Raw genomic sequence first — 23,854 nt, 5'->3', positions numbered from 1 at the left:
ATTTTCCGTTCATCGTACCGCGCCGGCAAAGGCTTGATTAACGTGGCGATCGCCGCCACATGCGCAATCGGATAGAATCGATCCGATTGGAACCATGCGCCTCACCTCCCTTGCCGATTATGCCGTCGTGATGATGGCCGCCGCGGCCCGCCGCGCGGCTGGCGCACGGCTGTCCGCGACGGCGCTGGCGGAGGAAACCGGCGTGCCGCTGCCGACCGCGCAGAAATTGATGGGACGGCTGGCCTCTGCGGGCCTGCTACAATCGGCGCGCGGGACCGGCGGCGGCTTCACACTCTCCCGCGCAGCGCCGGAGATCAGCCTCGCCGACATCGTCGAGGCGGTGGAGGGTCCGATTGCGATGACCACTTGTGCGGACGAAGCCCGCAACGATTGCGTTCTCGAAGGCAATTGTCAGGTGAAGCCCCATTTGCTGGCGGTCAACGGCGCCGTCCGCGGCGCTCTTCAGGGCGTCAGCCTCGCCAGCCTTGCCACTCTTGCGGGCGCTGCAATTCCGGCCCAGAGCCCCGCGCCGCGCGCGGCGGAGCCCCAGCTACAAGGTGAAGTGAAGTGAGTGACGTGAGGAACCGGGAAGCCCATGACGCGGCCGAGAAGGCCGCCACCTACGAGTGGGGCTTCACCTCCGACATCGAGCAGGAATTCGCGCCAAAGGGCCTGTCGGAAGACACGGTCCGCTTCATCTCGGGCAAGAAGAACGAACCGGAGTGGATGCTCGACTGGCGGCTAAAGGCCTATCGCAAATGGCTCGAGATGCGCGCGCCCGATTGGGCGAAGATGCAGGTGCCGCCGATCGATTATCAGGACGCATATTATTATGCCGCGCCCAAGAAGAAGATCGAGCTGGCATCGCTCGACGAACTCGATCCGGAGATTCGCCGCACCTACGAGAAGCTCGGCATTCCGATCGAGGAGCAGAAGGTGCTCGCCGGCGTCGCGGGCGCGCGCAAGGTCGCCGTCGATGCGGTGTTCGACAGCGTCTCGGTCGCGACCACCTTCCGCGAGGAGTTGAAGAAGGCTGGAGTCATCTTCCTCTCCATCTCGGAGGCGATCCGGGAATATCCCGAGATGATCCGCAAGTGGCTCGGCAAGGTCGTGCCGATGCACGACAATTATTTTGCGACGCTGAACAGCGCGGTCTTTTCCGACGGGACCTTCGTCTACATCCCCGAAGGCGTGCGCTGCCCGATGGAGCTCAGCACCTATTTCCGGATCAACGCTGCCAATACCGGCCAGTTCGAGCGCACCCTGATCGTCGCCGACAGGGGCTCGTACGTCTCGTATCTCGAAGGTTGCACGGCACCGATGCGGGACGAGAACCAGCTCCATGCCGCGGTGGTCGAGCTGGTCGCGCTGGACGATGCCGAGATCAAATATTCGACCGTCCAGAATTGGTATCCGGGCGATTCCGAGGGCAAGGGCGGGATCTACAATTTCGTTACCAAGCGGGCGCTCTGCCAGGGCAGAAATTCGAAGGTGAGCTGGACTCAGGTCGAGACCGGATCGGCGATCACCTGGAAATATCCGTCCTGCGTGCTGGCCGGCGAAGGCAGCGTCGGCGAATTCTATTCGGTCGCTCTGACCAACAATCGCCAGCAGGCCGACACCGGCACCAAGATGATCCACCTCGGCAAGAACAGCCGCTCGACGATCGTCTCCAAGGGGATCAGCGCCGGCCGTTCCGACAACACCTATCGCGGCCTCGTTCGGGTCGGGCCGACGGCAGAGAATGTCCGCAACTTCACCCAGTGCGATTCGCTGCTGCTCGGCGATCAGTGCGGCGCCCACACCGTGCCCTATATCGAAGTGCGCAACCCGACCGCGCAGATCGAGCATGAGGCGACGACGTCCAAGATCAGCGAGGACCAGCTCTTCTACGCGATGAGCCGCGGCCTCTCCCAGGAGGACGCGGTCGCGCTGATCGTCAACGGCTTCGCCCGCGAAGTGCTGAAGCAGCTTCCCATGGAATTCGCCGTCGAAGCACAGAAACTGCTCGGCATCAGCCTCGAGGGGAGTGTCGGATGATTGGCCTCAAGCGCGCCTCTTCCGTCATCCCGGCGCAGGCCCGAATGACGGCGGGACCAGCCGCGGCGCATTTCCGACCTGAGATCCCGGCCTCCGCCGGGATGACGAACGATATTCCGACGACGAAAGACGACGATGCTCAAGATTGACAATCTCCACGCCACCATTGCCGACAAGCCGATCCTGAAGGGGCTCGATCTTTCGGTGAACGCCGGCGAGATCCACGCGATCATGGGGCCGAACGGCGCCGGCAAGTCGACTCTGGGCTACGTGCTCGGCGGCCGCGCCGGCTATGAGGTGACCGAGGGCGCCGTTACCTTCGACGGCAAGGATCTGCTCGACATGGGCGCGGACGAGCGCGCCGCGGCCGGCCTGTTCCTCGGATTCCAGTATCCGGTCGAGATTCCCGGCGTTTCCAACGTCCAGTTCCTGCGCACTGCGCTGAACGCGCAGCGGCGTGCGCGGGGCGACGAGGAGATGTCGGCGGGAGACTTCCTGCGCCTTTCCCGCGCCCAGGCAGATGCGCTTGGCATGTCGATGGACATGATGAAAAGGCCGGTGAACGTCGGCTTCTCGGGCGGCGAGAAGAAGCGCAACGAGATGGTGCAGATGGGCATCCTCGATCCGAAGCTCGCGATCCTCGACGAGACCGATTCCGGGCTCGACATCGACGCGCTGCGGGTCGTCGGCGACGGCATCAATCGCATCATGCGCAAGCCCGACAAGGCGGTGTTGCTGATCACCCACTATCAGCGCCTGCTCGAGATCGTCGAACCGGATTTCGTCCACGTCCTCGCTGCCGGACGTATCGTTCGTTCCGGCGGCGCCGAACTCGCGCTCGAGCTCGAACGCGAAGGCTATGGAGCGATCGCGGCATGAGCCTGCTGGAGCTTCCCTCCAACCGAGAGGAACGGTGGCGCTGGAGCGACCTCTCGGCGCTGCCGGAAATCGCGGCGCGTGCGCCGTCCGGCCAGATGCCGGAGCGGCTTCCATGGCTCGACTGCGCCACGCCCGGACCGCGCCTGCTGTTCGTCGACGGCAGGCTGGTCGCCGACGCGAGCGAACCCGGCGATGTCGCGCTCGGCACGGTCGAGGCGCCAGTCGGAGAAGATGCGCTGGGGCGGCTGGTCGGCAGCGAAGGCTGGACATTGCGCCTCGGCTCCGGCCATGCGCCGCTCGGCCTAGTCCAGGTGATTCACGTCTCGACCGGCGCGGCGGATCACCTGCCCGCGCGGATCGAGCTCGATGTCGACGCGCAGGCGTCGATCGTCGAGACCTTTCTCGGCGACGGCTGGACCAACCGGCTGACCCGAATCACCCTGTTCAAGGGCGCACGGCTGATGCTGTCGCGGCGGATCCTGACCGCCAGCGGCTATGTCAGCCTGTCCGATCGGGTGGCGGTCGGCGAAGGCGCGAGCTTCGTGCTGACCACGCTTGCCGGTGGCGGGGCCGACACGCGGTTCGACGGCGAAGTACATCTTGCCGGCAATGCGGGCTTTGCCGAGGTCGGTGGTGCGCTGCTGGCCCGCGGCCGCCAGCGGCACGATGCCAATCTCGTCATCCGCCACGAACAGCCAAATGGCCAGAGCCGGCAGGTGTGGCGCTCGGTGGCCGACGACCAAGCGACCTGCTCGGTCGCTGCGCGGGTCGAAGTGGCGCGCGGCGCGCAGAAGACGGACGGCGAGCAGTCGCTGAAGGGGCTGTTGCTCTCCCGCACCGCCACGATCAATGCGAAGCCCGAGCTCGAGATCTTTGCCGACGACGTCAAGTGCGCCCACGGGGCGACCGTTGGCGAACTCAACCGCGACGCGCTCTTCTATCTCGCCAGCCGCGGCATCGCACCGGCGGAAGCCAAGGCGTTGCTCACCGCCTCGTTCGTGGCCGACGCAATCGAGCGGATCGGCGAGGAAGACGTCCGCACTGCATTCCTCGATGATGCGAATGCGTGGCTCGCGCACGGCGGAGCCCAGAGCTGATGGACACCTTCTCCCCCACCCGCCCACTCGACCATGTCGCCGATTTTCCGGCAATTCCCGAAGGCTGGGCCTATCTCGACACCGCGGCGACCGCGCAGAAGCCGCAGGCGGTGATCAATGCGATCGCCCGCGGCTATTCCGAGACCTATGCGACCGTGCATCGCGGCGTCTATCAGCGCTCGTCCGAGATGACCCTGGCGTTCGAAGCGTCGCGGCGGCGGGTGGCGCGGTTCATCGGTGCGCCGTCGTCGGACGAGGTCATCTTCGTTCGCGGCGCGACCGAGGGGATCAATCTCGTCGCGCAGAGCTGGGGCGGCGCAAATCTGCAGCCCGGCGACCGGATCATGCTGTCGATGCTCGAGCATCATTCGAACATCGTGCCTTGGCAGCTGATCGCCGAGCGCACCGGCGCGACGATCGATGTCGCCCCGCTTACCGAAGACGGTCGGATCGATCTCGATGCGATGGCGGACATTCTGACGGCGCGGCATAGGATCGTCGCGCTCGCCCATGTTTCGAACGTGCTCGGATCGGTGCTCGACGCCAAGCGCGCGGCTGCGCTCGCCCATTCAGTCGGCGCCCTGCTGCTGCTCGACGGCTGCCAGGCTGTGCCGCGGCTTCCCGTCGATGTCGCCGATCTCGGCTGCGACTTCTACGTCTTTTCCGGTCACAAGCTCTACGGACCGACCGGCATCGGCGTGCTCTGGGGCCGCGCCGAACTCCTCGCGGCGATGCCGCCCTGGCAGGGCGGCGGCGCGATGATCGATCGGGTGAGTTTCGCAGGCACGACCTATGCGCCGCCGCCGGCGCGGTTCGAACCCGGCACGCCGCACGTCGTCGGAGTGCTCGGGCTCGAGGCGGCGGTCGATTATGTCGAGAGCATCGGTGTCGAAGCGATCAGCGCGCATGAAAACGCCCTGGTGCGTGAGGCCCGCGATGCGCTCTCGAGCATCAACAGCCTTCGAGTCTTCGGGCCCGAGGACAGTGCCGGCATCATCAGTTTCGCGCTCGAAGGGGTGCATCCGCACGACATCGGCACCATATTGGACGAGAGCCGGGTCGCGATCCGCGCCGGGCATCACTGCGCCCAGCCGCTGATGGCGCATCTCGGGGTCGATGCCACCGCGCGGGCGAGCTTCGGCGTGTATAATGGACGGCGCGACATCGAGGCGCTCGTCCGCGGAATCGAACGGGTAACGAGAATCTTCGGATGAACCACGAACGCAAGATCGAGATCGAGGAAGTCACCGAGGCGACAGCGCCTCCCAAGGCGCGCGTGAGCGACGTCGTCGAGACGTTCGAGCGCAAGCGCGACTATCTCGATGGCTTCCTGGCGCAGCAGGCGGCACCGGCGGCGCCTCCTGCCGATGTTCCGGGCGGCGACCTCTACGAAGCGGTTATCGACGCCCTGAAGGAGATTTACGACCCCGAGATCCCGGTCAACATCTACGACCTCGGGCTGGTCTACCATGTCGAGATCACGCCGGAGCACCACGCCAAGGTCCAAATGACCTTGACGACTCCGAACTGCCCGGTCGCAGAGTCGATGCCCGGCGAGGTCGAGCTTCGGGTCGGGGCGGTGCCGGGCGTCGGCCATGCCGAAGTCGAACTCGTCTGGGATCCGCCCTGGGACCCGCAGAGGATGTCGGACGAAGCCAAGCTCGAACTTGGCATGTTGTGAGGACGCAATGACCGAGACTGCAACCAAGACCCGCCGCCCGCGTCCGGCCGCTTTGATCCTGACGCCGAGCGCCGAGGCGCGGATCGCCGACTTGATGGCAAAGGCGCCCGACGGCACGATCGGTGTCAAGCTGTCGACGCCGCGCCGCGGCTGCTCCGGCCTCGCTTATTCGGTCGACTATGTCACCGAGGCGAAGCCGTTCGACGAGCGGATCGAGACCCCGGCGGGACCTTTCTTCGTCGACGGATCCTCGATCCTTTATCTCATCGGCTCGACGATGACCTGGCAGGAAGACGATTTCACCGCCGGGTTCGTGTTCAACAATCCCAACGCCAAAGGCACGTGCGGCTGCGGCGAGAGCTTCACCGTCTAAGCCGTCACGCATTGATGATCGAACAGGCGCCGCCGGCTTCTGCCGGCGGCGTCCTCGTTTCGGAACCGGCCCGGAACGAGTGTCGGCCTCACTCGTATTATTCGCCCCGCCATCTGGCGTGTGGAAGGAGAATGTGACTGAGCTGAGAGGTCGACCGATGGTTTGCGTGCTCTTAACCCGCCTGCATCATGATGGCGTTCGTTCCACACCCGAGATCGGGAGGGCGAGATGAGTGGTGACCGCGACTTCATCCGGCAGGTTCAGGGCTACGGCCTGATGACGGCCGAAATCAGCTATTACATGCCCGATCATCCGGGCCTCCTCCAACTGTTCGTGTGGCAGGAATATGATCTTGCGCCGCGCTTCCCGGTCCTGCACCGCTTCCTCGATCATTGGCGGACCGACATCGAGGCGGCGATCCACTCCGTACGGATCGCGCATCAGCATCTCATCCGGCCGGCGGAATGGCGGGCAGTGGATGGCGTGATCACGATCAACTAAGGCGGTTCCCCTATTCTGGGGGATCCATGAAGAAGATTGCAGCTTCGATCGCATTGGCGTGGCTGCTCGCCGCGCCTGCGCTCGCCAATGACAGCACCGCCGAGACCGCCGCCGGAGGGCTCGTCCTCACTCGCACCGACGCCATCGACATGGTGTCCGAAGACCTGTTCGTCTCCGCGGAGAAGGTTCGAGTACGCTACGTCTTCCGCAACCGGACGGCCAAGGATGTGCGGACGATCGTCGCCTTTCCCATGCCCGACGACGATCTTGCGAACCGCGAACATGGCGATGTCGCCTTCCCGCACAATTTTGCGACCAGGGTCGACGGCAGGCCGGTCCGAATGGCGGTGGAGCGGAAGGCGGTGCTGGGCGGCAAGGATCACACCGCCTTGCTTACATCGCTCGGTGTGCCCCTGTCCGACGAGCCTGGTGACGCGCTCGACCGGCTGGGCAAGGCGGCGCAGGACCGGCTGGTTGCGCTCGGCCTCGTTCAGCCCGACGAATATGAGCGCGGCGGCGGCATGGAACGCCATCTCGCTCCTGCATGGACGGTGAAGGAGACGCACTATTGGGAGCAGCTCTTCCCAGCCGGGCGCGATCTGGTGGTCGAGCATGCCTATGTGCCTGGTACCGGCGGCAGCGTCGGCACCCCTTTCGCCATAGCGGGGTTCCGCGAATCGTCGGAGGGCAAGGCGATGATCGCCCGCTATTGCGCGGATGCGGCGTTTCTTGCCGGCGTCGATCGGCTTGCACGCAAGAAGGGCGGCGAGAATGCCGCGCTACCGAACCTCAGCATTGGATATGTGCTCAAGACTGGCGCCAATTGGCGCTCGCCGATCGGCCGCTTCCGGCTCGTGGTCGACAAAGGCGCACCCGAGAATCTGGTCAGCTTCTGCGGCGCAGGCGTTCGCAAAATCGGGCCGACGCAGTTCGAAGTGCGCCACACGAACTGGCGGCCGACCGACGATCTCGACGTGCTGATCGTCACGCCGGGCACGGTCGAATAGCTGCCGAGGCTTCCGCCCGGGCGTGGCGGCGGGTCAGAAGCCCGTCGTGAACCGTATCGCCCCGCCGACGTCGACGTCGGCATCGGCATCGGCGATATGGCCCGGCTGTCGGCGGGCGAAGGCATTGCCGCTAAGCGAACCGCCCCACAGACCTACGGCGTAAGCGGTCTCGAAATCGATCTCGCGGCCGGTCGGCGCGAGATTAAAGAAGCGGCGCGCATAGCCGACGCTGCCGTCCGCATAATCGTAGGACACGGGCAGATTGATGTCGTAGCCGCCCGATCGGACCCGAAGCGGCTGCATCACCCGGATTGCCAGCATGTCACCACCACGAAAAGCATCCCGCTTGGAGAGATCCAGCGCCCAGGCGTCGGTGCTGAGCCGCCCACCGGTGGCCAGCGGCCCCGATGCAAGGCTAGTGGTGCCGCGGCGATAGCTCGCGTGGCCGCTCCAGCCGCCGCCGAGATCGACATTGGCGGCGGCGTCCGCGAACCAGCTCGTCGCGCCCCCCGTGCCGAAGGAGGCCGACAGGCGCCCGCCGAGTATCGTCTCGCGCTCCTCCAGCCGCGTGGCGCCGAGCGTCACCGCAGCAGGGCCGATCTGGCGGTCGAACGTGACCGACCCGACAGAATAGCCGCGACGGCGCGCGCGCCGGGCACGGTCAAGCCCCTCCTCGAACACCTCGCCGCGCTCGCCGGTGACGGTGAGGCCGACCCCGCCGAGATCATGGCGTAGGCCGATGCTCGTGGCATCGTCGCCGTAGAAGCCCATCTTCACGCCCGGATCGCGGGCAACGAGGAAGGCATTGCCGGTGCCACCTGCGAGCCGCTGCTGGAGCGTCCTGCCGCTTTCCGAGAAACCGAGCGCGACCGCGGTCTTGGGGCTGAGCCGGCTTACCATCAGGCCCGAAAGCAAACGGGCGCGCCGCCCGTCTTCATAGGTAAGTCCGAGTTGCGCTAATCCGACCTGGGGCTGCGTGGTCCGGCGCCGGTCGAGCGTCAGCGAAACCGCGACCATACGATTCTGGGCGGTGGCACTGCGCTGGTCGCCCATGAGGCCGCGGGCGAGCGGGCGATCCTGCGGCGCCTGAACGAGGCGGGTGGCGAGATCGGCGACGAACGCGCGTGAATAGCCGTCGAGAATGATCGCGCCCTTCATCGCCCCCTCGGCCGTCGCGTCGCCCATCACTCCCGACGCCGATCCGCCGCTGCTGCCGGCAGGGACCGGCGCGGCGCTGCCGGCCATGGTGACATTTCCCTGTGGCTGGAACGCACGCTGGAGATTGAGCACCCCGCGGCCATATTCCGCATCGGTCCCGGCCGCACCGGCGTCGGTCGCAGTGGTCAGCAGCAGGTCGACGATCTGCCGCCCGGTGAGATTTGGAAAGGCCTGGGCGAGAAGGGCCGCGGCGCCGGTGACGACCGGTGCCGAGAAGGAGGTTCCGCTCCACAAGGTACCGGTACCGGTCTCGTCGATGGTCCGGACGCGCGCTCCGAGCGCAGTCAGATAGTAAGTCGGATCGCTTCCTGCCTTGTTGCTGAAGCTTGCCATCGCTCCGGACGCATCATGCGCTCCGGCAATGATCACCAGACCCCCGCTCTGCCGCGCGGCGCCGATCGCGAAGGCGCTCGGATCCGCCGCCGAATCGTTTCCAGCGGAGATCACCATGACCACGCCGGCCGCCGTGGCCCGGCGCACGGCGCTCACCATCGTCGAGCCGATACCCTCGCCGCCGAGCGAAATGTTGACGACCCGCGCGCCGTTCGCGACCGCCACATCGATACCTCGTGCGATGTCGCTGTCATTGTGTTTGCAGCCGTCTTCGTCGTCGCAATTGTTCGGGTTCGAACTGTTCAGGGAGATGATCGTCGATTCGAACGCAAGCCCGACATTCTGGGTGCCGTTGCGGGCGGCGGCGATCACGCCGGACACTGCGGTGCCGTGGCCCTCGCTGTCGGCGAGGCCGCGGCTGGCGACGAGATCGCGGCTGGCCGGATCGATCCTGCCCGCGAATTCCGGAAGGCTGGCATTGATGCCGGTGTCGATCACGCCGACCTTGATGCCGCGTCCTGTCGCACCCGCATTCCACGCAGTGATCGCACCGGCCGACACCGCGCCGTTCGAGCGCTGATATTCGGCGTCGTTATAGTTCACCGTCGTCGGCGCCGGTGGCGGAGGGGGTGGCGGCGGTGGCGGCGGGGGAGCCGGGGGCGGTGGTGCGGGCGGCGGCGCGATCGGCGAGGGCGCCGGGCGAGATCCGCCGCCGCCACCGCCGCATCCGGCGAGCCCGAGCGCGAAGGCACAGGTCGACAAAATCAGGATCTGCTTGGTCATCCGCCGGTCCATCGGCCGCTCCTCGGGCGCTAAGTGCTCGTAAACTTTAGAAATTCCTAACCATCTTCTAACGCGGGAGGGCTTTCATTTTGATGAAGACGCGTCCCTGATGTAGGGCCGCGCGATGCTGCCCGTTCTCCGCCATATCGATTGCTGGATCTTCGATCTCGACAACAGCCTGTACCCCGCCTCGGCGAACCTGTTCGATCTGATCGACATCCGCATGGGCGCCTTCATTCAGGAACTCGTCGGCTGCGACGCCGAACAGGCGCGACGCATTCAGAAAGGCTATTTCCACGAGCACGGCACCACCCTTGCCGGGCTGATGAAAACCCACGGCACCGATCCGCGTACTTTCCTGGACTACGTCCATGACATCGATCTCGCCCGCATCTCAGCGGATCCGCGGGTGGTCGAGGCGCTCGACCGCCTGCCCGGACGCAAGTTCGTGTTCACCAACGGCGACGATGCCTATGCCAGCCGGGTGCTCGATAAACTGGGGCTCGCCAATGCGTTTGACGGCCTCCACGACATCCATGCGATGGGCTATGTGCCGAAGCCCGATCCCCGCGCCTATGCGGCGCTGTGCGCCCGTTTCGACATCGATCCCGTGCGGGCCCTGTTCGTCGAGGACATGGCACGCAACCTGATCCCGGCCAAGGCGCTGGGCATGACCACCGTCTGGGTCGACAACGGCTCCGAGCAGGCCGGCCGCGACGCGGATCCGGCCTTTATCGATTTCCGAACCGCCGATATCGGCGACTGGCTTACCGACATCGTGAAAGAGGAACATTCATGACCGACGCCCTTCAGCAGACGATCGAGGACGCCTGGCAGCGGCGCGAGACGCTCGGCGCCGGCGACAGCGAGGTCCGAGACGCCGTCGAGGCGGCGCTCGCGGCGCTCGACACGGGTGAAGCGCGCGTCGCAGAGAAGCGGGCGGATGGCTGGACGGTCAATCAATGGCTGAAGAAGGCGGTGCTGCTTTCCTTCCGCCTGACGCCAATGGAGACGATATCCGGCGCCCCCGGCGGTGCGTCTTGGTGGGACAAGGTGCCGTCCAAGTTCGCAGCCATGGGCGCAACGGAGTTCACGGCTGCCGGCTTCCGCGCCGTACCGGGTGCGGTCGTCCGCCGCGGTGCCTTCATCGGCAAGGGCGCGGTGCTGATGCCGAGCTTCGTCAATATCGGCGCCTATGTCGATGAAGGAACGATGGTCGACACCTGGGCGACGGTCGGCAGCTGCGCCCAGATCGGCAAGAACGTCCACATTTCCGGCGGTACTGGCATCGGCGGCGTGCTCGAGCCGCTCCAGGCGGGCCCGGTGATTATCGAGGATAATTGCTTCATCGGCGCCCGCTCGGAGGTCGCTGAAGGCGTGATCGTCGAGGAAGGCGCAGTGCTGTCGATGGGCGTGTTCCTCGGCGCCTCGACCAAGATCGTCGACCGCGAAACGGGCGAAGTGTTCATCGGCCGCGTGCCGGCTTATTCGGTGGTGGTGCCCGGCACGCTGCCGTCGAAAAATGGTGGACCGAGCCTGGCCTGCGCCGTGATCGTCAAACGCGTCGATGCGCAGACTCGCTCCAAGACCAGCATCAACGAGTTGCTGCGCGACTAACCAACGGTCGCGGACGGTGAGGCCCTTCCGCTTCGAGGGAGGGCCCTACTTCCTGGATTCGGCGAGCAGCGCCGCTGCGTCCTTGCCGGTCCAATCCTGATCGCCCGTAAAACGCCAGATCTCCCGCCCCTGCGCGTCATAGAGGATCGTCGTCGGCAAAGTCCCGACTCCGAGCGCAGTCATCGATGTCAGTTCCGGATCCACCCAGGCTTCGAGGCTGCGGAAATTGCGCGCCGCGAGAAACGCTTCCACCTTGTCGCGCTCGTCCTCGGCCAAAGTCACCACCTGCAGCCTCTCGCCTTCGCGGACGGCTAGCGCGTCGAGCGTCGGCAGCTCCTTGATGCAGGGCGCGCACCAGGTCGCCCACAGATTGAGCAAGAGCGGTTTGCCACGAAAACCGGCGACACTCGCCGGATCCCCGTCCGGATCCTCGAATTCGACGTCTGGTGCCGGAGTTCCCGCGCGACTGCGATCGACACCGAGCCCGCCGGCGGATTCCGGTCCGGGCAGTGTCCCGGAGGTGTCGTTCCGCGGCTGATCCATGGGTGCTTCGCCGGATTCGCACGCGGTGACGATCATCAGCAGGACAAGGAGAAACCGGTGCATGGCGTTCGGTTACGATCCGATGCGCCCGGGGGCAACCACGTGCGCCCAGTCCGACGCTTTTTCAATCGACCCTCCCCTCCTCCCGGTTTATGCCTCGCCCATGAGACACGCCCTTTTCCTGAGCTTGCTGCCGCTTGCCGCCTGCGGGCAGGTGGAGCCGCTGCAGCCTGCCGTCGGCACGCGCGCGCCGGTCGCGCCCGCGCAGTCGGCCCGGGCTCCGACCACCGAGGAAATGCTCACGCCGCCCACCGTGGCGCGGCCAGTGCGGCAGGAGGACACGCTGCGTCGATCCGAAGAGCGTGAGGACGATCCCTTCGACCTGCCGCCCCGATAAGGCGCGGCCCATCACGGAGTTCGAATGAAGAAAGTCAGAAAGGCCGTGTTCCCGGTCGCCGGGCTCGGCACGCGTTTCCTGCCGGCCACGAAGGCGATGCCGAAGGAAATGCTCACGGTCGTCGATCGGCCACTCATCCAATATGCCGTCGAGGAAGCGCTGGAGGCCGGGATCGAGGAGATGATCTTCGTCACCGGCCGCAACAAGACGGCGCTCGATGATCAATTCGACATTGCGTTCGAACTCGAAGCGACGATGCGGTCGCGGGGCAAATCGCTGGAGGTGCTCGACTCGACTCGTCTTCTCCCCGGATCGATCGCTTCGGTGCGCCAGCAGGAGCCGCTCGGCCTGGGTCACGCCGTGTGGTGCGCGCGGCACCTGGTCGGCGACGAGCCCTTTGCGGTTCTGCTGCCTGACGATCTGATGGTTGGGCAGCCCGGCTGCCTTGCTCAGATGGTCGCGGCTTACGAAAAGGTCGGCGGCAACATCGTCTGCGTCGAGGAGGTGTCGCACGAAAGAACGGCGAGCTATGGGATTCTCAGCCCCGGCAGCCGCGACGGCAACCTCACCGAAGTGAAGGGCCTGGTCGAGAAACCCAAGCCCGAGGAAGCACCTTCGAATCTCGGTGTCGTCGGCCGCTACATTCTTCAGCCCGAAGTGATGGCGATCCTCGAAGCCAAGGAAAAGGGCGCCGGCGGCGAAATCCAGTTGACCGACGCGATGGCCAAGCTGATCGGCAGCCAGCCCTTCCACGGCGTCACCGTCGACGCCGAGCGCCACGATTGCGGCGACAAGATCGGCTTCGTGAAGGCGAATATCGCGCTTTCTCTGCGGCGCGACGACGTCGGCCCGGCGATCCGCGATTATCTCGCCGGACGAGCATGACATGCGCGGCGCTCCTCGTTGCGGACGGCGCCGTCAGGCTGCTGTCCCCCGAGGACGCCGCCGCTTATGAGGGCCCCGGCTTCGTCTGGATTCACCTTGAAGGCACCGCGGATGAGGATCTGGCGATCCTCGGTGGCCAAGGCATTCCCGATATCGCCGCGCACGCGCTGGTCGCGACCGAAACCCGGCCGCGCTGCGACCGCTTCGAAGATGGCGCGCTGATCAATCTTCGCGGTCCGGCGGCGGATGAAAGCGCCGGATCCGATCGGCTCGTGTCGATCCGACTCTGGGCTCGGCACGGAAAGGTCAATTCCGTCACCCGCTACCCGCTTGCCGTCACGCCGCAGGTGACCGCCCAGATGGAAGCGGGGAAGATTCTCGATCCGGGTGATCTGGTCGCCGCCTTCGCCCGCGCGATCTCGAAGCAGCTCGATCCGCAAGTCGCGGACCTCGGCGACCAGCTGGACGATTGCGAGAGCAGCATGGAGGCGGGCAACGTCTACCGGTTGCGCACGACGATCGCCGGAATCCGCTCCGAAGCGATCGCGTTCCGCAGGTTCGTCGCGCCTGATCGCGACGCACTCGAGACCCTCGCCGGTCTCGACATGGACTGGCTCGACGAAGAGGATCGGCTCCACATCCGCGAGGCCGCCGACCGATTCGCGCGCATGACCGAGGAACTCGAGGCGGTCCGCGAGCGCGCCGCCTTGCTGCACGAGCAGCTTACCGATCTGCGCGGCGAGCTCATGGAATCACGCTCCCTCGTCATCTCGATCGTCGCTTTCATCTTCCTGCCGCTGACCTTCGTCACCGGCCTGCTCGGCATGAACGTCAAGGGAATTCCGTTCGCGGAAGCGCCCTGGGCCTTCTGGGGGGTCGTCGGAGTTTGCGTGGCGATCGGCGCCGGGGTGCTCGCGTGGTTCATGGCGCGGCATTGGCTGCGGCGTTAGCAGAAAGATCCTCGACCCCGCCCCTTCAGGCGAAACGTTCCTTGAGGCCGAGCATGGCGATGGCTGCCTTTGCTGCCTCGCCGCCTTTGTCTTTCTCCGCGCGGCGGGCACGGGCGAGGGCCTGGGCCTCGTTCTCGACGGTGAGGATACCGTTGCCGATCGCAAGGCCGTCGAGGGTCAGGGCCATGATCCCGCGGGCGCTTTCGTTCGAAACCACTTCGAAATGGTAGGTCTCGCCGCGGATGACGACACCCAGGGCGATGAATCCGTCATAGCGGCCGGTCTCCGCCGCGAGCGCGATTGCCGCCGGCACTTCCAAAGCACCGGGGACTGTGACGGTCTCATGCCCGTGCCCGGCATCCTCGAGCGCAGTGCGGGCGCCGTCGAGCAGCATGTCGTTGAGATGGTCGTAGAAGCGGGCTTCGACGATGAGGAAGCGGGCCATTCAATTCTCCAGGGGAATCGGGCGCTCACCGACGATCTTGAGACCATAGCCTTCGAGCGCGATCGGGGTGTGGTGGGTGTTGGTGAGGAGTACCATGTCGTGGATGCCGAGCGCCGACAGGATCTGCGCGCCGCCGCCATAATCGCGCAACTGCTCCATGTCGCGCTCGTCGCTCTTGCCCGAACGGACGTTGAGCAGGGCCGAGATCGGAACCTGACGGGTGAGGGCGACGATCACGCCGGAGCCTTCCTCCGCAATCGCTCGCATCGCGCCCGCCAGCAGCCCGCCGCGGCTGTTCGCTTCTGCGAACACGTCTTCGAAGAGGCTCAACTGGTGCATCCGAACCAGGGTCGGCCGGGAGGGATCGATCTGGCCCTTGATCAGCACCAGGGTCTCTGTGCCCAGTGCCTTGTTGAGGAACGACTTCGCGGTCCAGCGGCCGCCCCAGTCGCTGTCGAACGCCGCTTCGGCGGTCTGCTCGACGAGATGGTCCTTCTTCAGACGGTATGCGATGAGGTCGCGGATCGTGCCGACCTTGAGGCCGTGAAGCTGGGCGAAGGCGACGAGATCGTCCATCCGAGCCATCGTCCCGTCTTCCTTCATGATCTCGCAGATCACGCCGGACGGATTGAGCCCGGCAAGCCGGGCGATATCGACCGCGGCTTCGGTGTGGCCGGCACGGATCAGCACGCCGCCGTCCCGAGCCACCAGGGGAAAGACATGGCCGGGCGTGACGATATGCTCCGGCCCCTTCGAGGCGTCGATCGCCACCGAGATGGTCCGCGCCCGATCGGCGGCGGAGATCCCGGTCGTCACCCCGTCCTTGGCCTCGATCGAGGTGGTAAATGCGGTTTCGTGGCGGGTGCCGTTGTGGCGGCTCATCAGGCCGAGCCCGAGCTGATCGACGCGCGACTTGGCCAGCGCGAGGCAGATCAGGCCGCGGCCATGCTTGGCCATGAAGTTGATCGCATCCGGAGTTGCCATCTGGGCGGGGATGACGAGATCGCCCTCATTCTCCCTGTCCTCGTCATCGACCAAGATGAACATGCGGCCGTTGCGGGCCTCGTCGATCAGCTCCTCCGGCGAGGAGAGAAAACCGCGTTCCATTCAGCGCCTCAATTCCATCATGCGCCCGATATAGCGGGCGAGGATATCGATCTCGATATTGACCGGGCGACCCGGTGCGAGTGCGTGCAGCGTCGTCTGCTGCGCCGTGTGCGGGATGATGTTGATCGCGAACCGGACTCCGTCGCTGATCGGCTCGACCTCGTTGACGGTCAGCGACACGCCGTCGAGCGCGATGGAGCCCTTGGCGGCGATATACTGCTCGATCTCCGGGGGCGCGATGATCGTCAGCCGGGTCGAATCGCCGACATCCGCCGCGCCCTCGATCGTGCCGATGCCGTCGACATGGCCGGTGACGATATGACCGCCGAGCTCGTCCCCGACGCGGAGCGAGCGTTCCAGATTGAGGCGGGCGCCCTCCTGCCAAAGCCCCCCGGCGGTGCGGCGAAGGGTCTCGGCGGAGAGATCCACCGCGAACCAGTCCTCGCCCTTGTCGACGACGGTGAGGCAGACGCCCGAACAGGAAATGGAGGCGCCGAGATCGACACCGGCCATGTCGTAGCGGCAGCCGATGACGAGGCGAAGATCGCCGCGCTGCTCGGCCGAGCGGACCTGTCCGACGTCGGTGATGATTCCGGTGAACATGCTGTTCCGATCACTGCCCGGCCGCTTCGTTCCCCCGCGGCGCGCCGGTGCGCGTAGAAGACGCAACCGGATGCTGTGCGGGAGGCGGGCGGACGGATGGTTAGAGTCTGTCGCGCTCGTAGACTTCCAGTCGGTCGATTCCAAGCATCCGCGAATCGGCCAGCCGCCATCGCCGGTGCGCCTCTGCGATGCTGGTGAGACCGATGTAGCCGATCGACTGTTTGCCGTCTCCGATCAGGATCGGTGCACGGTAGATCAGCAGGCGATCGACGAGGTCCGCCTGAAGGAAGGCGGAGGCCGCACCGGAGCCGCCCTCGACGAACAAGTCGTTGACGTCGGCGAGGTCGAATATTGCCGCCGGGCTGCCGAGCCGGTGCCATTCCGCGACGCCCTCGCCGCGGGTGAGCAAAGCGCGGCGGGGCGACCAGGGCTCGAGGCCCGGGAGGCGGACGTCGAGGCGTGGCTTGTCGGCTTCATAGGTGCCGCGGCCGACGATGATCATGTCGGCCCGGGCGCGTTCGCCGTGCACATGGGCGCGGGAATCTTCGCCGGTGATCCAGCGGCTTTCCCCCGACGGGAGCGCGATCTTGCCGTCCAGCGACATTGCAAGCTTCAGGGTCACGAACGGGCGGCCGAGTCTGACGCGGGAGAGAAAGCCCGCGAGCGAGCGCTCGGCCTCGGCAGCGCCTGCGCCCACAACGACTTCGATGCCGGCGGCACGCAGTCGGTCCAGGCCGCGGCCGTCGGTCCTCGGGTCCGGGTCGCCGACGGCGACGACGATTCGGGCGATGCCGGCCTCGGCGAGAAGTTCGGCGCAGGGGGGGCCGCGGAGGCTTCGATGAGCGCAGGGCTCGAGCGTCACGTAGGCGGTGGCGCCGCGCGCCTTGGTGCCTGCTTCCGCCAGCGCCATCGCCTCAGCGTGGGGCCGCCCGCCCGGCTGGGTCCAGCCTGCGCCGACAATGCGCCCGCGTTTGATGATCAGGCATCCGACCGATGGGTTGGGCGCTGTGCGGCCACGACCTCTTTCGCCGATCGCGACGGCCGCCGCCATCCACCGTGAGTGATCGGTCAAAGCCCGAGATCGTCCATCTTCTTCTCGACCTTCTGGAACTGGCGCTGCCGCTCCTTGATCGCGGCGTCGCGTATCGCCTGGTCCCTCTTCTGGTCGGCGATGATCTCGGCATCGGTGCGGTCCGCCTTCCAGCTCTCCACGTAGATGAGTCGCGGACCTGGCTGGATGTTGGTGTTCCCGTCGGTGATGAACAGCACGATCATCGCGATCGGCATGATGATCGCGGTCGCCAGCGCGCCCCATTGGACGGCACTGCGTTGCTGAGCGAAGGCGCGAATGTCGGCGATCAGAGCGCGCGGCGAGGATGGTTTCGGATAATAACCCATGGCGGCAAGATAGGCTCTCACCCGTCCTGCCGCCAGTCCCCTCCTCCCGCCACGGGATACGGGAGGAGGGTTCGTGAAGTCACTCGGGCAACACCCAGCGGATCGCATTGCTGACCGTGTCACCAACTTTGTTACCGGCGCTGTCCTGGGCGGGCGTGAAGCGTGCGCGTTTCTGCATGATGCTGCAGGTCTTGCTGTCGAGGGCCGAGGATCCGCTGGAGCCGGTCACGGTGCAGCTCGCCACCTTCCCATCGGCGCCGACGGTGAGCAGGAAGCGGGTGGTGCCCTGCTCCTCCGCCCGGATTGCCGCGGCTGGATAGTCCGCGTCGGTGACGTAGCTCGCGAGATTTGCCTTGCCGCGGGCGGGTTCGACCTTCTTGGGCTCGGGCGCTTGGAGGGGAGGCGGAGGCGGGGGGACGTCGATGTGGCCGACGGGCCCAACCGGCGGTGCCAGCGTCGTGGGCTGCGGCTCGGCCTGGAAGACATTGGTGAACACCGGCGTTTCGATCACCCGCGGCGGGATTGTAACGACTGACACGTGTTGCGGCGTCTCGGTCTTCGGCTTGGGCTGCGGCTTGGGCGGGGGTTCCTTGACCGGATCCTTGATGTTCACGACGGTGGTTCGCCCGAAATTCGGTTTCGGGATCACGTCCATCTTCGACAGTGCCAGCGCACCAAGTGCAGCGGCGTGCATGACGATAACCACCGTCAGCGCGGTGCTGTTGCTCTTTGTCGGTTGCAAGAAAGCGGCTTCGGCCATGTTTGCTCTCCTTGTTGCGTCGTCTGCTGCGACTCATGAGACAATATCTCGTATCATGATGTTACAACATTACACAATAGGCAAGCAGCAGAATCGTTCCTGCTGGCGTCGGAGCGCCGGTAGGGCCTTGAGAGTCTTGCCGAAGGGTTCGGTTATGCGGTCCCGAATGCCGGCGATCACCAGCATTCGGGCGCCGGTTCAAACGCCCGCGGCAGCGCGAAGGCGGGCGATGCTTTCATCGCGGCCGATCAGCGGGAGCATCGCCGCCATTTCAGGACCACTGTCGCGTCCGGTAAGGGCACGTCGCAAGGGGTGGAACAGCGCCTTGCCGCTGCGCCCGGTGCCCTGCTTGAGCGCGGTGACGAGCTGCGGCCAGGGCGCGTCTGCCCAGTCCAGCGACTCCGCCGCCGACGCGGCCTCGAGCAGAAACCCGCGATCCTCCTCGGATGCCGCCGCTTCGACATGGCCGTGAAGGATCGCCCACCAGTCCGCCGCCTCGGCAATGCTCCTGAGATTGGGCCGAATTGCCGCCCAATCTTCGGCACCCATGCCTTGGGGAAGGCGATCGGCCACCCGCTCGAACGGCAAAAGGTGAACGATGCGGGCATTGAGCGCTTTCAGCTCCTCCAGGTCGAACCGTGCCGGGGCGCGTCCGAAGGTGGCGAAGTCGAATGTCTCGATCAGCGCCGACGCATCGGCCGCCGGCTCTACCGGCAAGGACGTGCCGAGACGGGCGAGCTTGGCGAGGATCGCCGCCGGCTCGATGCCGTCCTCCCGCATCGCGTCGACGCCGAGCGATCCGAGCCGCTTCGACAATTTGCCTTCGGAGCCGACCAGCAGTGCTTCGTGCGCGAACGCCGGAGGGGCGGCGCCTAGGGCTTCGAACATCTGGATCTGGAGCGCGGTGTTGGTGACGTGGTCCTCGCCGCGGACGACGTGGGTGACTCCCATCTCGATGTCGTCGATCGTGCTCGGCAGCATGTAGAGCCAGCTGCCGTCCTCGCGGCGGATCACCGGATCGGACAGCAAGACGGGGTCGAAATGCTGCGGGCCTCGGACGAGATCGTCCCACGTGATCGGCGCATCATGATCGAGGCGGAAGCGCCAGTGCGGCCGTCGGCCCTCGGCTTCGAGCCGGGCACGATCTGCGTCGCCGAGCGCAACCGCGGCGCGATCGTAGACCGGCGGCTTGCCACGGCTCAACTGCACCTTGCGCTTGAGATCGAGTTCCTGGGCGCTCTCGTAGGCGGGATAGACCCGGCCGGACGCACGCAGCCGCTCCAGCGCCGCATCATAACGGTCGAAGCGGGCGCTTTGCTTATGCTCTTCATCGGCGTGGAGGCCGAGCCAGGCGAGATCCGCCCGAATAGCGGCGGCGGATTCCTCCGACGAGCGTTCGCGATCGGTATCGTCGAAGCGGAGGATGAAACGGCCCTGATGCTTTCGCGCCCACAGCCAGTTATGGATTGCGGTGCGAATGTTGCCGACGTGGAGGCGGCCGGTCGGCGCGGGCGCAAAGCGGGTGACGACGTTCATGCCCGCGCTGTAGGGATGGGACACACGCGCGGCAACAGACCTTGCCTTCCGGCGCCGCACCCTTATGGGCTTCGAGCCATCGCATATTCGGGGATCATTTCATGAAGTTGATGGCGGGCAATTCGAACCAGGCGCTGGTGAAGAACATCGCCTCCTATCTCGAGCTGCCGATCACCGAGGCGAGCGTGCGACGCTTCGCCGATGAGGAAATCTTTGTCGAGATCCTGGAGAATGTCCGTGGCGAGGACGTGTTCGTCGTTCAGTCGACCAGCTATCCGGCCAACGACAACCTGATGGAGGTGCTGATCTGCATCGACGCGCTCCGCCGCGCGTCGGCAGCCCGGATCACCGCCGTTCTCCCCTATTTCGGCTATGCCCGCCAGGATCGCAAACCCGGGCCGCGTACCCCGATCTCCGCCAAGCTGGTCGCCAATCTGATCACGGTCGCCGGCGCCAACCGCGTGCTCTCGGTCGATCTTCACGCCGGACAGATCCAGGGCTTCTTCGATATCCCGACCGACAATCTTTACGCAGCCCCGGTGATGTCCGCCGACATCCTTGCCCGGTTCGCCGGCCGCAACATCACCGTCGTATCGCCGGACGTCGGCGGCGTGGTCCGCGCCCGGGCGCTTGCCAAGCGTCTCGACAACGCACCGTTGGCGATCGTCGACAAACGCCGTGAGCGTCCCGGCGAATCGGAGGTCATGAACATCATCGGTGACGTCGCCGGCCGCTTCTGCATCCTGATCGACGACATCGTCGATTCGGCGGGGACCCTGTGCAATGCCGCCGCCGCCTTGCTCGAGGCAGGGGCGGAGGGCGTGGTCGCTTATTGTACCCACGGTGTGCTGTCGGGCGGCGCCGTTGCCCGCGTCGAGAAGAGCGCACTCACCGAGTTGGTGATCACCGATTCGATCTATTCGGAGGCCGCCGCCGCCGCAGCCAAGATTCGAACGCTCACGATCGCTCCATTGCTCGGCGAAGCGATCAAACGCATTGCCGACGAAAGCAGCGTCTCAAGCCTCTTCGACTGACGCTCAAGGCGGCGGCTCGGTGATCTTGCCTTTGTCGGCATGTCCCTCTATAGGCGCCGCTTCTTTCCGAACTCTGGAAGAAATCGAACGGCCCGGCCATCAGGGCTGCCGTGGCCGTTCTTAATCGTCCGCATCGCGGTCAAGGAGACGAAAATGCCCAAGCTTAAGACGAAGAGCGGCGTGAAGAAGCGCTTCAAGCTCACCGCGACCGGCAAGATCAAGCACGGCGTGGCAGGCAAGCGCCACCGGCTGATCAGCCACAATGCCAAGTATATCCGCCAGAATCGCGGTACCGAGGTCCTCGCAGTTGCCGATACGGCGCGCGTGAAGGCCTGGGCACCCTACGGCCTGAAGTAAGGAGAACCCGACATGGCACGCGTCAAGCGGGGTACTACCACCAAGGCCCGCCACAAGAGGATCCTGGAACAGGCGAAGGGCTATTATGGCCGTCGCAAGAACACGATCCGTATCGCCCGTCAGGCCGTCGAGAAGGCCGGCCAGTACGCCTATCGCGACCGTAAGGTTAAGAAGCGGAGCTTCCGCGCCCTCTGGATCCAGCGCATCAACGCCGCGGTCCGCGCCGAGGGCCTGACCTATGGTCAGTTCATGCATGGCCTGAAGCTCGCCGGAGTCGATCTCGACCGCAAGGTCCTGGCCGACATCGCGATGCACGAGGGTGCGGCGTTCAGCGCGATCATCGCGCAGGCCCGCGCGGCTCTGCCGGCCCAGGCCTAACCGCCCAAGCCGAGCGAACACGAAAAAGGCGCGGAGGGAGCAATCCTTCCGCGCCTTTTTTTGTTGCCTCTGTCCTTCAGGGGAGAGGGTAAGGGAGAGGGGGAAAGTTCGTGCCCGCACGCGAGCGCGGGAGGTTCGCCCCGAATCCCCCTCTCCTGACCTCTCCCCTGAAGGGGAGAGGAACCGAGGAGTTCTAGAGCTTCTCGGTCAGTTCGGGCACCAGTTTGAACAGGTCGCCGACCAGGCCGATGTCGGCGACCTGGAAGATCGGCGCATCCTCGTCCTTGTTGATCGCGACGATCAGCTTGGAATCCTTCATTCCGGCAAGATGCTGGATCGCGCCCGAAATGCCGACCGCGACATAAAGCTCCGGAGCGACGATCTTGCCGGTCTGGCCGACCTGGTAATCGTTCGGCGCGTAACCGGCATCGACGGCGGCCCGGCTGGCACCGACCGCGGCGCCGAGCTTGTCGGCAAGCGGATCGATGACCTGGTGGAAGGCCTCGCCCGAGCCGAGCGCGCGCCCGCCCGAGACGATGATCTTGGCGCTGGTCAGTTCGGGGCGCTCCGAGGCGGCGATCTCGGCGCCGACGAAGCTGGACAGGCCGGCATCGCCGCTGCCCGAGACCACCTCGATCGTGCCGGAGCCGCCGTCGCGCGCCGCTTTCTCGAACGCGGTGCCGCGAACGGTGAGCACCTTCTTCGCATCGGACGACTTGACCGTGGCGATCGCGTTGCCGGCGTAGATCGGCCGCACGAAGGTGTCGGCATCGACCACGTCGATCACATCCGAAATCTGCATCACGTCGAGCAAGGCGGCGACGCGCGGCGCGACATTCTTGCCGGTGGTCGTCGCCGGCGCGACGAACGCGTCGTGGTGGCCCATCAGTTGGGCGATGACCGGCGCGACATTCTCCGCCAGCTGGTGGGCGTAGGCGGCATCCTCGGCAACGTGGACCTTGCCGACGCCGGCGATCTTCGCGGCCGCCTCGGCGACGCCGGAGACGCTGTCGCCGGCAACCAGCAGGTGGACTTCGCCGAGCTTGGCGGCGGCGGTAATCGCGGACAGGGTGGCGTCCTTCAGATCGCCATTTTCATGTTCGACGAGAACGAGGCTCTTCATCCGATGACTCCCGTGGTGCGGAGGCGGTCGATCAGCTCGTCGACGGAGCCGACCTTGACTCCGGCTTCGCGCTTCGACGGCTCGCGCACGCTAAGCGTCGTCAGCCGCGGCGTCGTGTCGACAGCGTAATCGGCAGGAGACTTGGTCGCGAGCGGCTTCGATTTCGCCTTCATGATGTTGGGCAGCGAAGCATAACGCGGCTCGTTGAGGCGCAGATCGGTGGTGACGATCGCCGGAAGCTTCAGCTTCACCGTCTCCAGCCCGCCATCGACCTCACGGGTGACGTCGACGCTGTCGCCGGACACCTCGACCTTGGAGGCGAACGTGCCCTGCGCCCAGCCGAGGAGAGCGGCGAGCATCTGGCCGGTCTGGTTTGAATCGTCGTCGATCGCCTGCTTGCCGAGAACGACCAGGCCGGGCTGCTCCTCCGCGGCGATCTTCGCCAGGATCTTGGCGACGGCGAGCGGCTCCACCGCATCGTCGGTCTGAACCAGGATCGCGCGATCGGCGCCCATCGCAAGCGCGGTGCGCAACGTCTCCTGCGCCTTGGCAGGGCCGATCGACACCACCACGATCTCGGTCGCGACACCCTTCTCCTTCAACCGGATCGCCTCTTCCACGGCGATCTCGTCGAACGGGTTCATGCTCATCTTGACGTTGGCGAGATCGACTCCGGTGCCGTCCGCCTTTACCCGCGGCTTCACATTGTAATCGATCACCCGTTTCACGGGCACGAGCAGCTTCATGCAACCTTCTCCTCACGAACACCGCCCTTCCTCTGAGCGACCCGCCAAAGTGGAACTTCGACG

General features: G+C 65.8%; 29 protein-coding genes. 18 read left to right on the top strand and 11 right to left on the bottom strand.

Annotated elements, in window-relative coordinates; translation table 11 throughout:
* Nucleotides 1-94: 94 nt before the first annotated feature.
* The 10 genes from C7I55_RS04985 (at nucleotide 95) to C7I55_RS04945 (ending at nucleotide 7,578) form a co-directional block, all read left to right on the top strand.
* On the top strand, nucleotides 95-571 hold the full coding sequence (locus tag C7I55_RS04985) for an RrF2 family transcriptional regulator (protein ID WP_106511820.1): 477 nt from the start codon (nucleotides 95-97) through the stop codon (nucleotides 569-571).
* On the top strand, nucleotides 568-2,040 hold the full coding sequence (gene sufB, locus C7I55_RS04980; RefSeq protein ID WP_106511819.1) for a Fe-S cluster assembly protein SufB: 1,473 nt from the start codon (nucleotides 568-570) through the stop codon (nucleotides 2,038-2,040). Before C7I55_RS04985 ends, sufB begins: the two co-directional genes overlap by 4 nt.
* Complete coding sequence (locus tag C7I55_RS28020) at nucleotides 2,037-2,189, top strand: hypothetical protein (protein WP_158266287.1); 153 nt, start codon at nucleotides 2,037-2,039, stop codon at nucleotides 2,187-2,189. The genes sufB and C7I55_RS28020 overlap by 4 nt, the downstream gene beginning before the upstream one ends.
* Nucleotides 2,176-2,919, top strand: coding sequence for a Fe-S cluster assembly ATPase SufC (sufC, locus tag C7I55_RS04975; RefSeq protein ID WP_106511818.1), 744 nt, complete (start codon nucleotides 2,176-2,178; stop codon nucleotides 2,917-2,919). Before C7I55_RS28020 ends, sufC begins: the two co-directional genes overlap by 14 nt.
* A complete protein-coding gene (locus tag C7I55_RS04970) occupies nucleotides 2,916-4,016 on the top strand; it encodes a SufB/SufD family protein (protein ID WP_106511817.1) in 1,101 nt (366 codons plus the stop codon). Before sufC ends, C7I55_RS04970 begins: the two co-directional genes overlap by 4 nt.
* On the top strand, nucleotides 4,016-5,230 hold the full coding sequence (locus C7I55_RS04965) for a cysteine desulfurase (RefSeq protein WP_106511816.1): 1,215 nt from the start codon (nucleotides 4,016-4,018) through the stop codon (nucleotides 5,228-5,230). Before C7I55_RS04970 ends, C7I55_RS04965 begins: the two co-directional genes overlap by 1 nt.
* Nucleotides 5,227-5,697 carry an SUF system Fe-S cluster assembly protein gene (locus C7I55_RS04960; protein ID WP_106511815.1) on the top strand — a complete coding sequence of 157 codons (471 nt, stop codon included), beginning with the start codon at nucleotides 5,227-5,229 and terminating at the stop codon, nucleotides 5,695-5,697. The genes C7I55_RS04965 and C7I55_RS04960 overlap by 4 nt, the downstream gene beginning before the upstream one ends.
* A 7-nt stretch (nucleotides 5,698-5,704) precedes the next feature.
* Nucleotides 5,705-6,070: a HesB/IscA family protein gene (locus tag C7I55_RS04955; RefSeq protein ID WP_106511814.1), complete on the top strand. Its 366-nt coding sequence runs from the start codon at nucleotides 5,705-5,707 to the stop codon at nucleotides 6,068-6,070.
* A gap of 228 nt (nucleotides 6,071-6,298) precedes the next feature.
* Complete coding sequence (locus C7I55_RS04950; RefSeq protein WP_106511813.1) at nucleotides 6,299-6,571, top strand: usg protein; 273 nt, start codon at nucleotides 6,299-6,301, stop codon at nucleotides 6,569-6,571.
* A 26-nt stretch (nucleotides 6,572-6,597) separates the two neighbouring features.
* Entirely contained in the window at nucleotides 6,598-7,578 is a 981-nt protein-coding gene (locus C7I55_RS04945) for a DUF4424 domain-containing protein (protein WP_106511812.1), read from the top strand.
* Nucleotides 7,579-7,611: 33 nt separating this feature from the next.
* Here C7I55_RS04945 and C7I55_RS04940 read toward each other — a convergent pair whose 3' ends face one another.
* Nucleotides 7,612-9,924 (bottom strand): S8 family peptidase, encoded by a 2,313-nt coding sequence (locus C7I55_RS04940; protein WP_106511811.1) that lies wholly within the window; start codon nucleotides 9,922-9,924, stop codon nucleotides 7,612-7,614.
* A 112-nt stretch (nucleotides 9,925-10,036) separates the two neighbouring features.
* Between C7I55_RS04940 and C7I55_RS04935 the strand changes: the two genes are divergently transcribed.
* Nucleotides 10,037-10,711, top strand: a complete 675-nt coding sequence (locus C7I55_RS04935; protein WP_106511810.1) for a pyrimidine 5'-nucleotidase — start codon at nucleotides 10,037-10,039, stop codon at nucleotides 10,709-10,711.
* Nucleotides 10,708-11,529, top strand: a complete 822-nt coding sequence (gene dapD, locus C7I55_RS04930) for a 2,3,4,5-tetrahydropyridine-2,6-dicarboxylate N-succinyltransferase (RefSeq protein WP_106511809.1) — start codon at nucleotides 10,708-10,710, stop codon at nucleotides 11,527-11,529. The genes C7I55_RS04935 and dapD overlap by 4 nt, the downstream gene beginning before the upstream one ends.
* A 45-nt stretch (nucleotides 11,530-11,574) precedes the next feature.
* Here the strand turns inward: dapD and C7I55_RS04925 are convergent, their stop codons facing one another.
* Complete coding sequence (locus C7I55_RS04925; RefSeq protein ID WP_106511808.1) at nucleotides 11,575-12,135, bottom strand: TlpA family protein disulfide reductase; 561 nt, start codon at nucleotides 12,133-12,135, stop codon at nucleotides 11,575-11,577.
* Here C7I55_RS04925 and C7I55_RS04920 point away from each other — a divergent pair.
* From C7I55_RS04920 to C7I55_RS04910, 3 genes are read left to right on the top strand one after another with little or no spacing between them, the layout of a single operon-like run.
* Entirely contained in the window at nucleotides 12,134-12,469 is a 336-nt protein-coding gene (locus C7I55_RS04920; protein WP_332888409.1) for a hypothetical protein, read from the top strand. The genes C7I55_RS04925 and C7I55_RS04920 overlap by 2 nt on opposite strands.
* Before the next feature lie 24 nt (nucleotides 12,470-12,493).
* Complete coding sequence (gene galU, locus C7I55_RS04915; RefSeq protein WP_106511807.1) at nucleotides 12,494-13,354, top strand: UTP--glucose-1-phosphate uridylyltransferase GalU; 861 nt, start codon at nucleotides 12,494-12,496, stop codon at nucleotides 13,352-13,354.
* Nucleotides 13,351-14,304, top strand: coding sequence for a zinc transporter ZntB (locus C7I55_RS04910; RefSeq protein ID WP_106511806.1), 954 nt, complete (start codon nucleotides 13,351-13,353; stop codon nucleotides 14,302-14,304). The genes galU and C7I55_RS04910 overlap by 4 nt, the downstream gene beginning before the upstream one ends.
* Before the next feature lie 25 nt (nucleotides 14,305-14,329).
* Here the strand turns inward: C7I55_RS04910 and ribH are convergent, their stop codons facing one another.
* From ribH to gltX, 7 genes are all read right to left on the bottom strand, one after another.
* The gene (gene ribH / locus C7I55_RS04905; protein ID WP_106511805.1) at nucleotides 14,330-14,749 is read right to left on the bottom strand and encodes a 6,7-dimethyl-8-ribityllumazine synthase; all 420 of its coding nucleotides are present in this window, start codon (nucleotides 14,747-14,749) and stop codon (nucleotides 14,330-14,332) included.
* A complete protein-coding gene (gene ribB, locus C7I55_RS04900; RefSeq protein WP_106511804.1) occupies nucleotides 14,750-15,856 on the bottom strand; it encodes a 3,4-dihydroxy-2-butanone-4-phosphate synthase in 1,107 nt (368 codons plus the stop codon).
* Complete coding sequence (locus tag C7I55_RS04895) at nucleotides 15,857-16,459, bottom strand: riboflavin synthase (protein WP_106511803.1); 603 nt, start codon at nucleotides 16,457-16,459, stop codon at nucleotides 15,857-15,859.
* Between the two features lie 100 nt (nucleotides 16,460-16,559).
* The gene (gene ribD, locus C7I55_RS04890; RefSeq protein ID WP_106511802.1) at nucleotides 16,560-17,510 is read right to left on the bottom strand and encodes a bifunctional diaminohydroxyphosphoribosylaminopyrimidine deaminase/5-amino-6-(5-phosphoribosylamino)uracil reductase RibD; all 951 of its coding nucleotides are present in this window, start codon (nucleotides 17,508-17,510) and stop codon (nucleotides 16,560-16,562) included.
* A 17-nt stretch (nucleotides 17,511-17,527) separates the two neighbouring features.
* The gene (locus tag C7I55_RS04885) at nucleotides 17,528-17,878 is read right to left on the bottom strand and encodes a hypothetical protein (RefSeq protein WP_106511801.1); all 351 of its coding nucleotides are present in this window, start codon (nucleotides 17,876-17,878) and stop codon (nucleotides 17,528-17,530) included.
* A gap of 58 nt (nucleotides 17,879-17,936) precedes the next feature.
* Nucleotides 17,937-18,617, bottom strand: coding sequence for an energy transducer TonB (locus C7I55_RS04880; protein WP_106511800.1), 681 nt, complete (start codon nucleotides 18,615-18,617; stop codon nucleotides 17,937-17,939).
* Nucleotides 18,618-18,815: 198 nt separating this feature from the next.
* Entirely contained in the window at nucleotides 18,816-20,153 is a 1,338-nt protein-coding gene (gene gltX, locus C7I55_RS04875) for a glutamate--tRNA ligase (protein ID WP_106512417.1), read from the bottom strand.
* 101 nt (nucleotides 20,154-20,254) lie between these two features.
* On the opposite strand from gltX, the gene C7I55_RS04870 reads away from it, so the two are divergent.
* The 3 genes from C7I55_RS04870 to rplT all read left to right on the top strand — a co-directional run bounded on the left by C7I55_RS04870 (nucleotide 20,255) and on the right by rplT (nucleotide 21,922).
* Nucleotides 20,255-21,187, top strand: a complete 933-nt coding sequence (locus C7I55_RS04870) for a ribose-phosphate pyrophosphokinase (RefSeq protein ID WP_106511799.1) — start codon at nucleotides 20,255-20,257, stop codon at nucleotides 21,185-21,187.
* Between the two features lie 153 nt (nucleotides 21,188-21,340).
* The gene (gene rpmI, locus C7I55_RS04865) at nucleotides 21,341-21,544 is read left to right on the top strand and encodes a 50S ribosomal protein L35 (RefSeq protein WP_106511798.1); all 204 of its coding nucleotides are present in this window, start codon (nucleotides 21,341-21,343) and stop codon (nucleotides 21,542-21,544) included.
* A 12-nt stretch (nucleotides 21,545-21,556) separates the two neighbouring features.
* On the top strand, nucleotides 21,557-21,922 hold the full coding sequence (rplT, locus tag C7I55_RS04860) for a 50S ribosomal protein L20 (protein WP_106511797.1): 366 nt from the start codon (nucleotides 21,557-21,559) through the stop codon (nucleotides 21,920-21,922).
* A 193-nt stretch (nucleotides 21,923-22,115) separates the two neighbouring features.
* On the opposite strand, the gene C7I55_RS04855 is transcribed toward rplT, so the two are convergent.
* Together C7I55_RS04855 and C7I55_RS04850 are read right to left on the bottom strand one after the other, a co-directional pair.
* On the bottom strand, nucleotides 22,116-23,045 hold the full coding sequence (locus C7I55_RS04855; RefSeq protein WP_106511796.1) for an electron transfer flavoprotein subunit alpha/FixB family protein: 930 nt from the start codon (nucleotides 23,043-23,045) through the stop codon (nucleotides 22,116-22,118).
* The gene (locus tag C7I55_RS04850) at nucleotides 23,042-23,791 is read right to left on the bottom strand and encodes an electron transfer flavoprotein subunit beta/FixA family protein (RefSeq protein ID WP_106511795.1); all 750 of its coding nucleotides are present in this window, start codon (nucleotides 23,789-23,791) and stop codon (nucleotides 23,042-23,044) included. The genes C7I55_RS04855 and C7I55_RS04850 overlap by 4 nt, the downstream gene beginning before the upstream one ends.
* Nucleotides 23,792-23,854: the final 63 nt, after the last annotated feature.

It is taken from the genome of Allosphingosinicella deserti, assembly GCF_003012735.1.
Taxonomy (GTDB): domain Bacteria; phylum Pseudomonadota; class Alphaproteobacteria; order Sphingomonadales; family Sphingomonadaceae; genus Allosphingosinicella; species Allosphingosinicella deserti.
The sequence above is the reverse complement of the archived record's forward strand: the minus strand, read 5'-3'. Positions and strand labels throughout refer to the sequence as shown.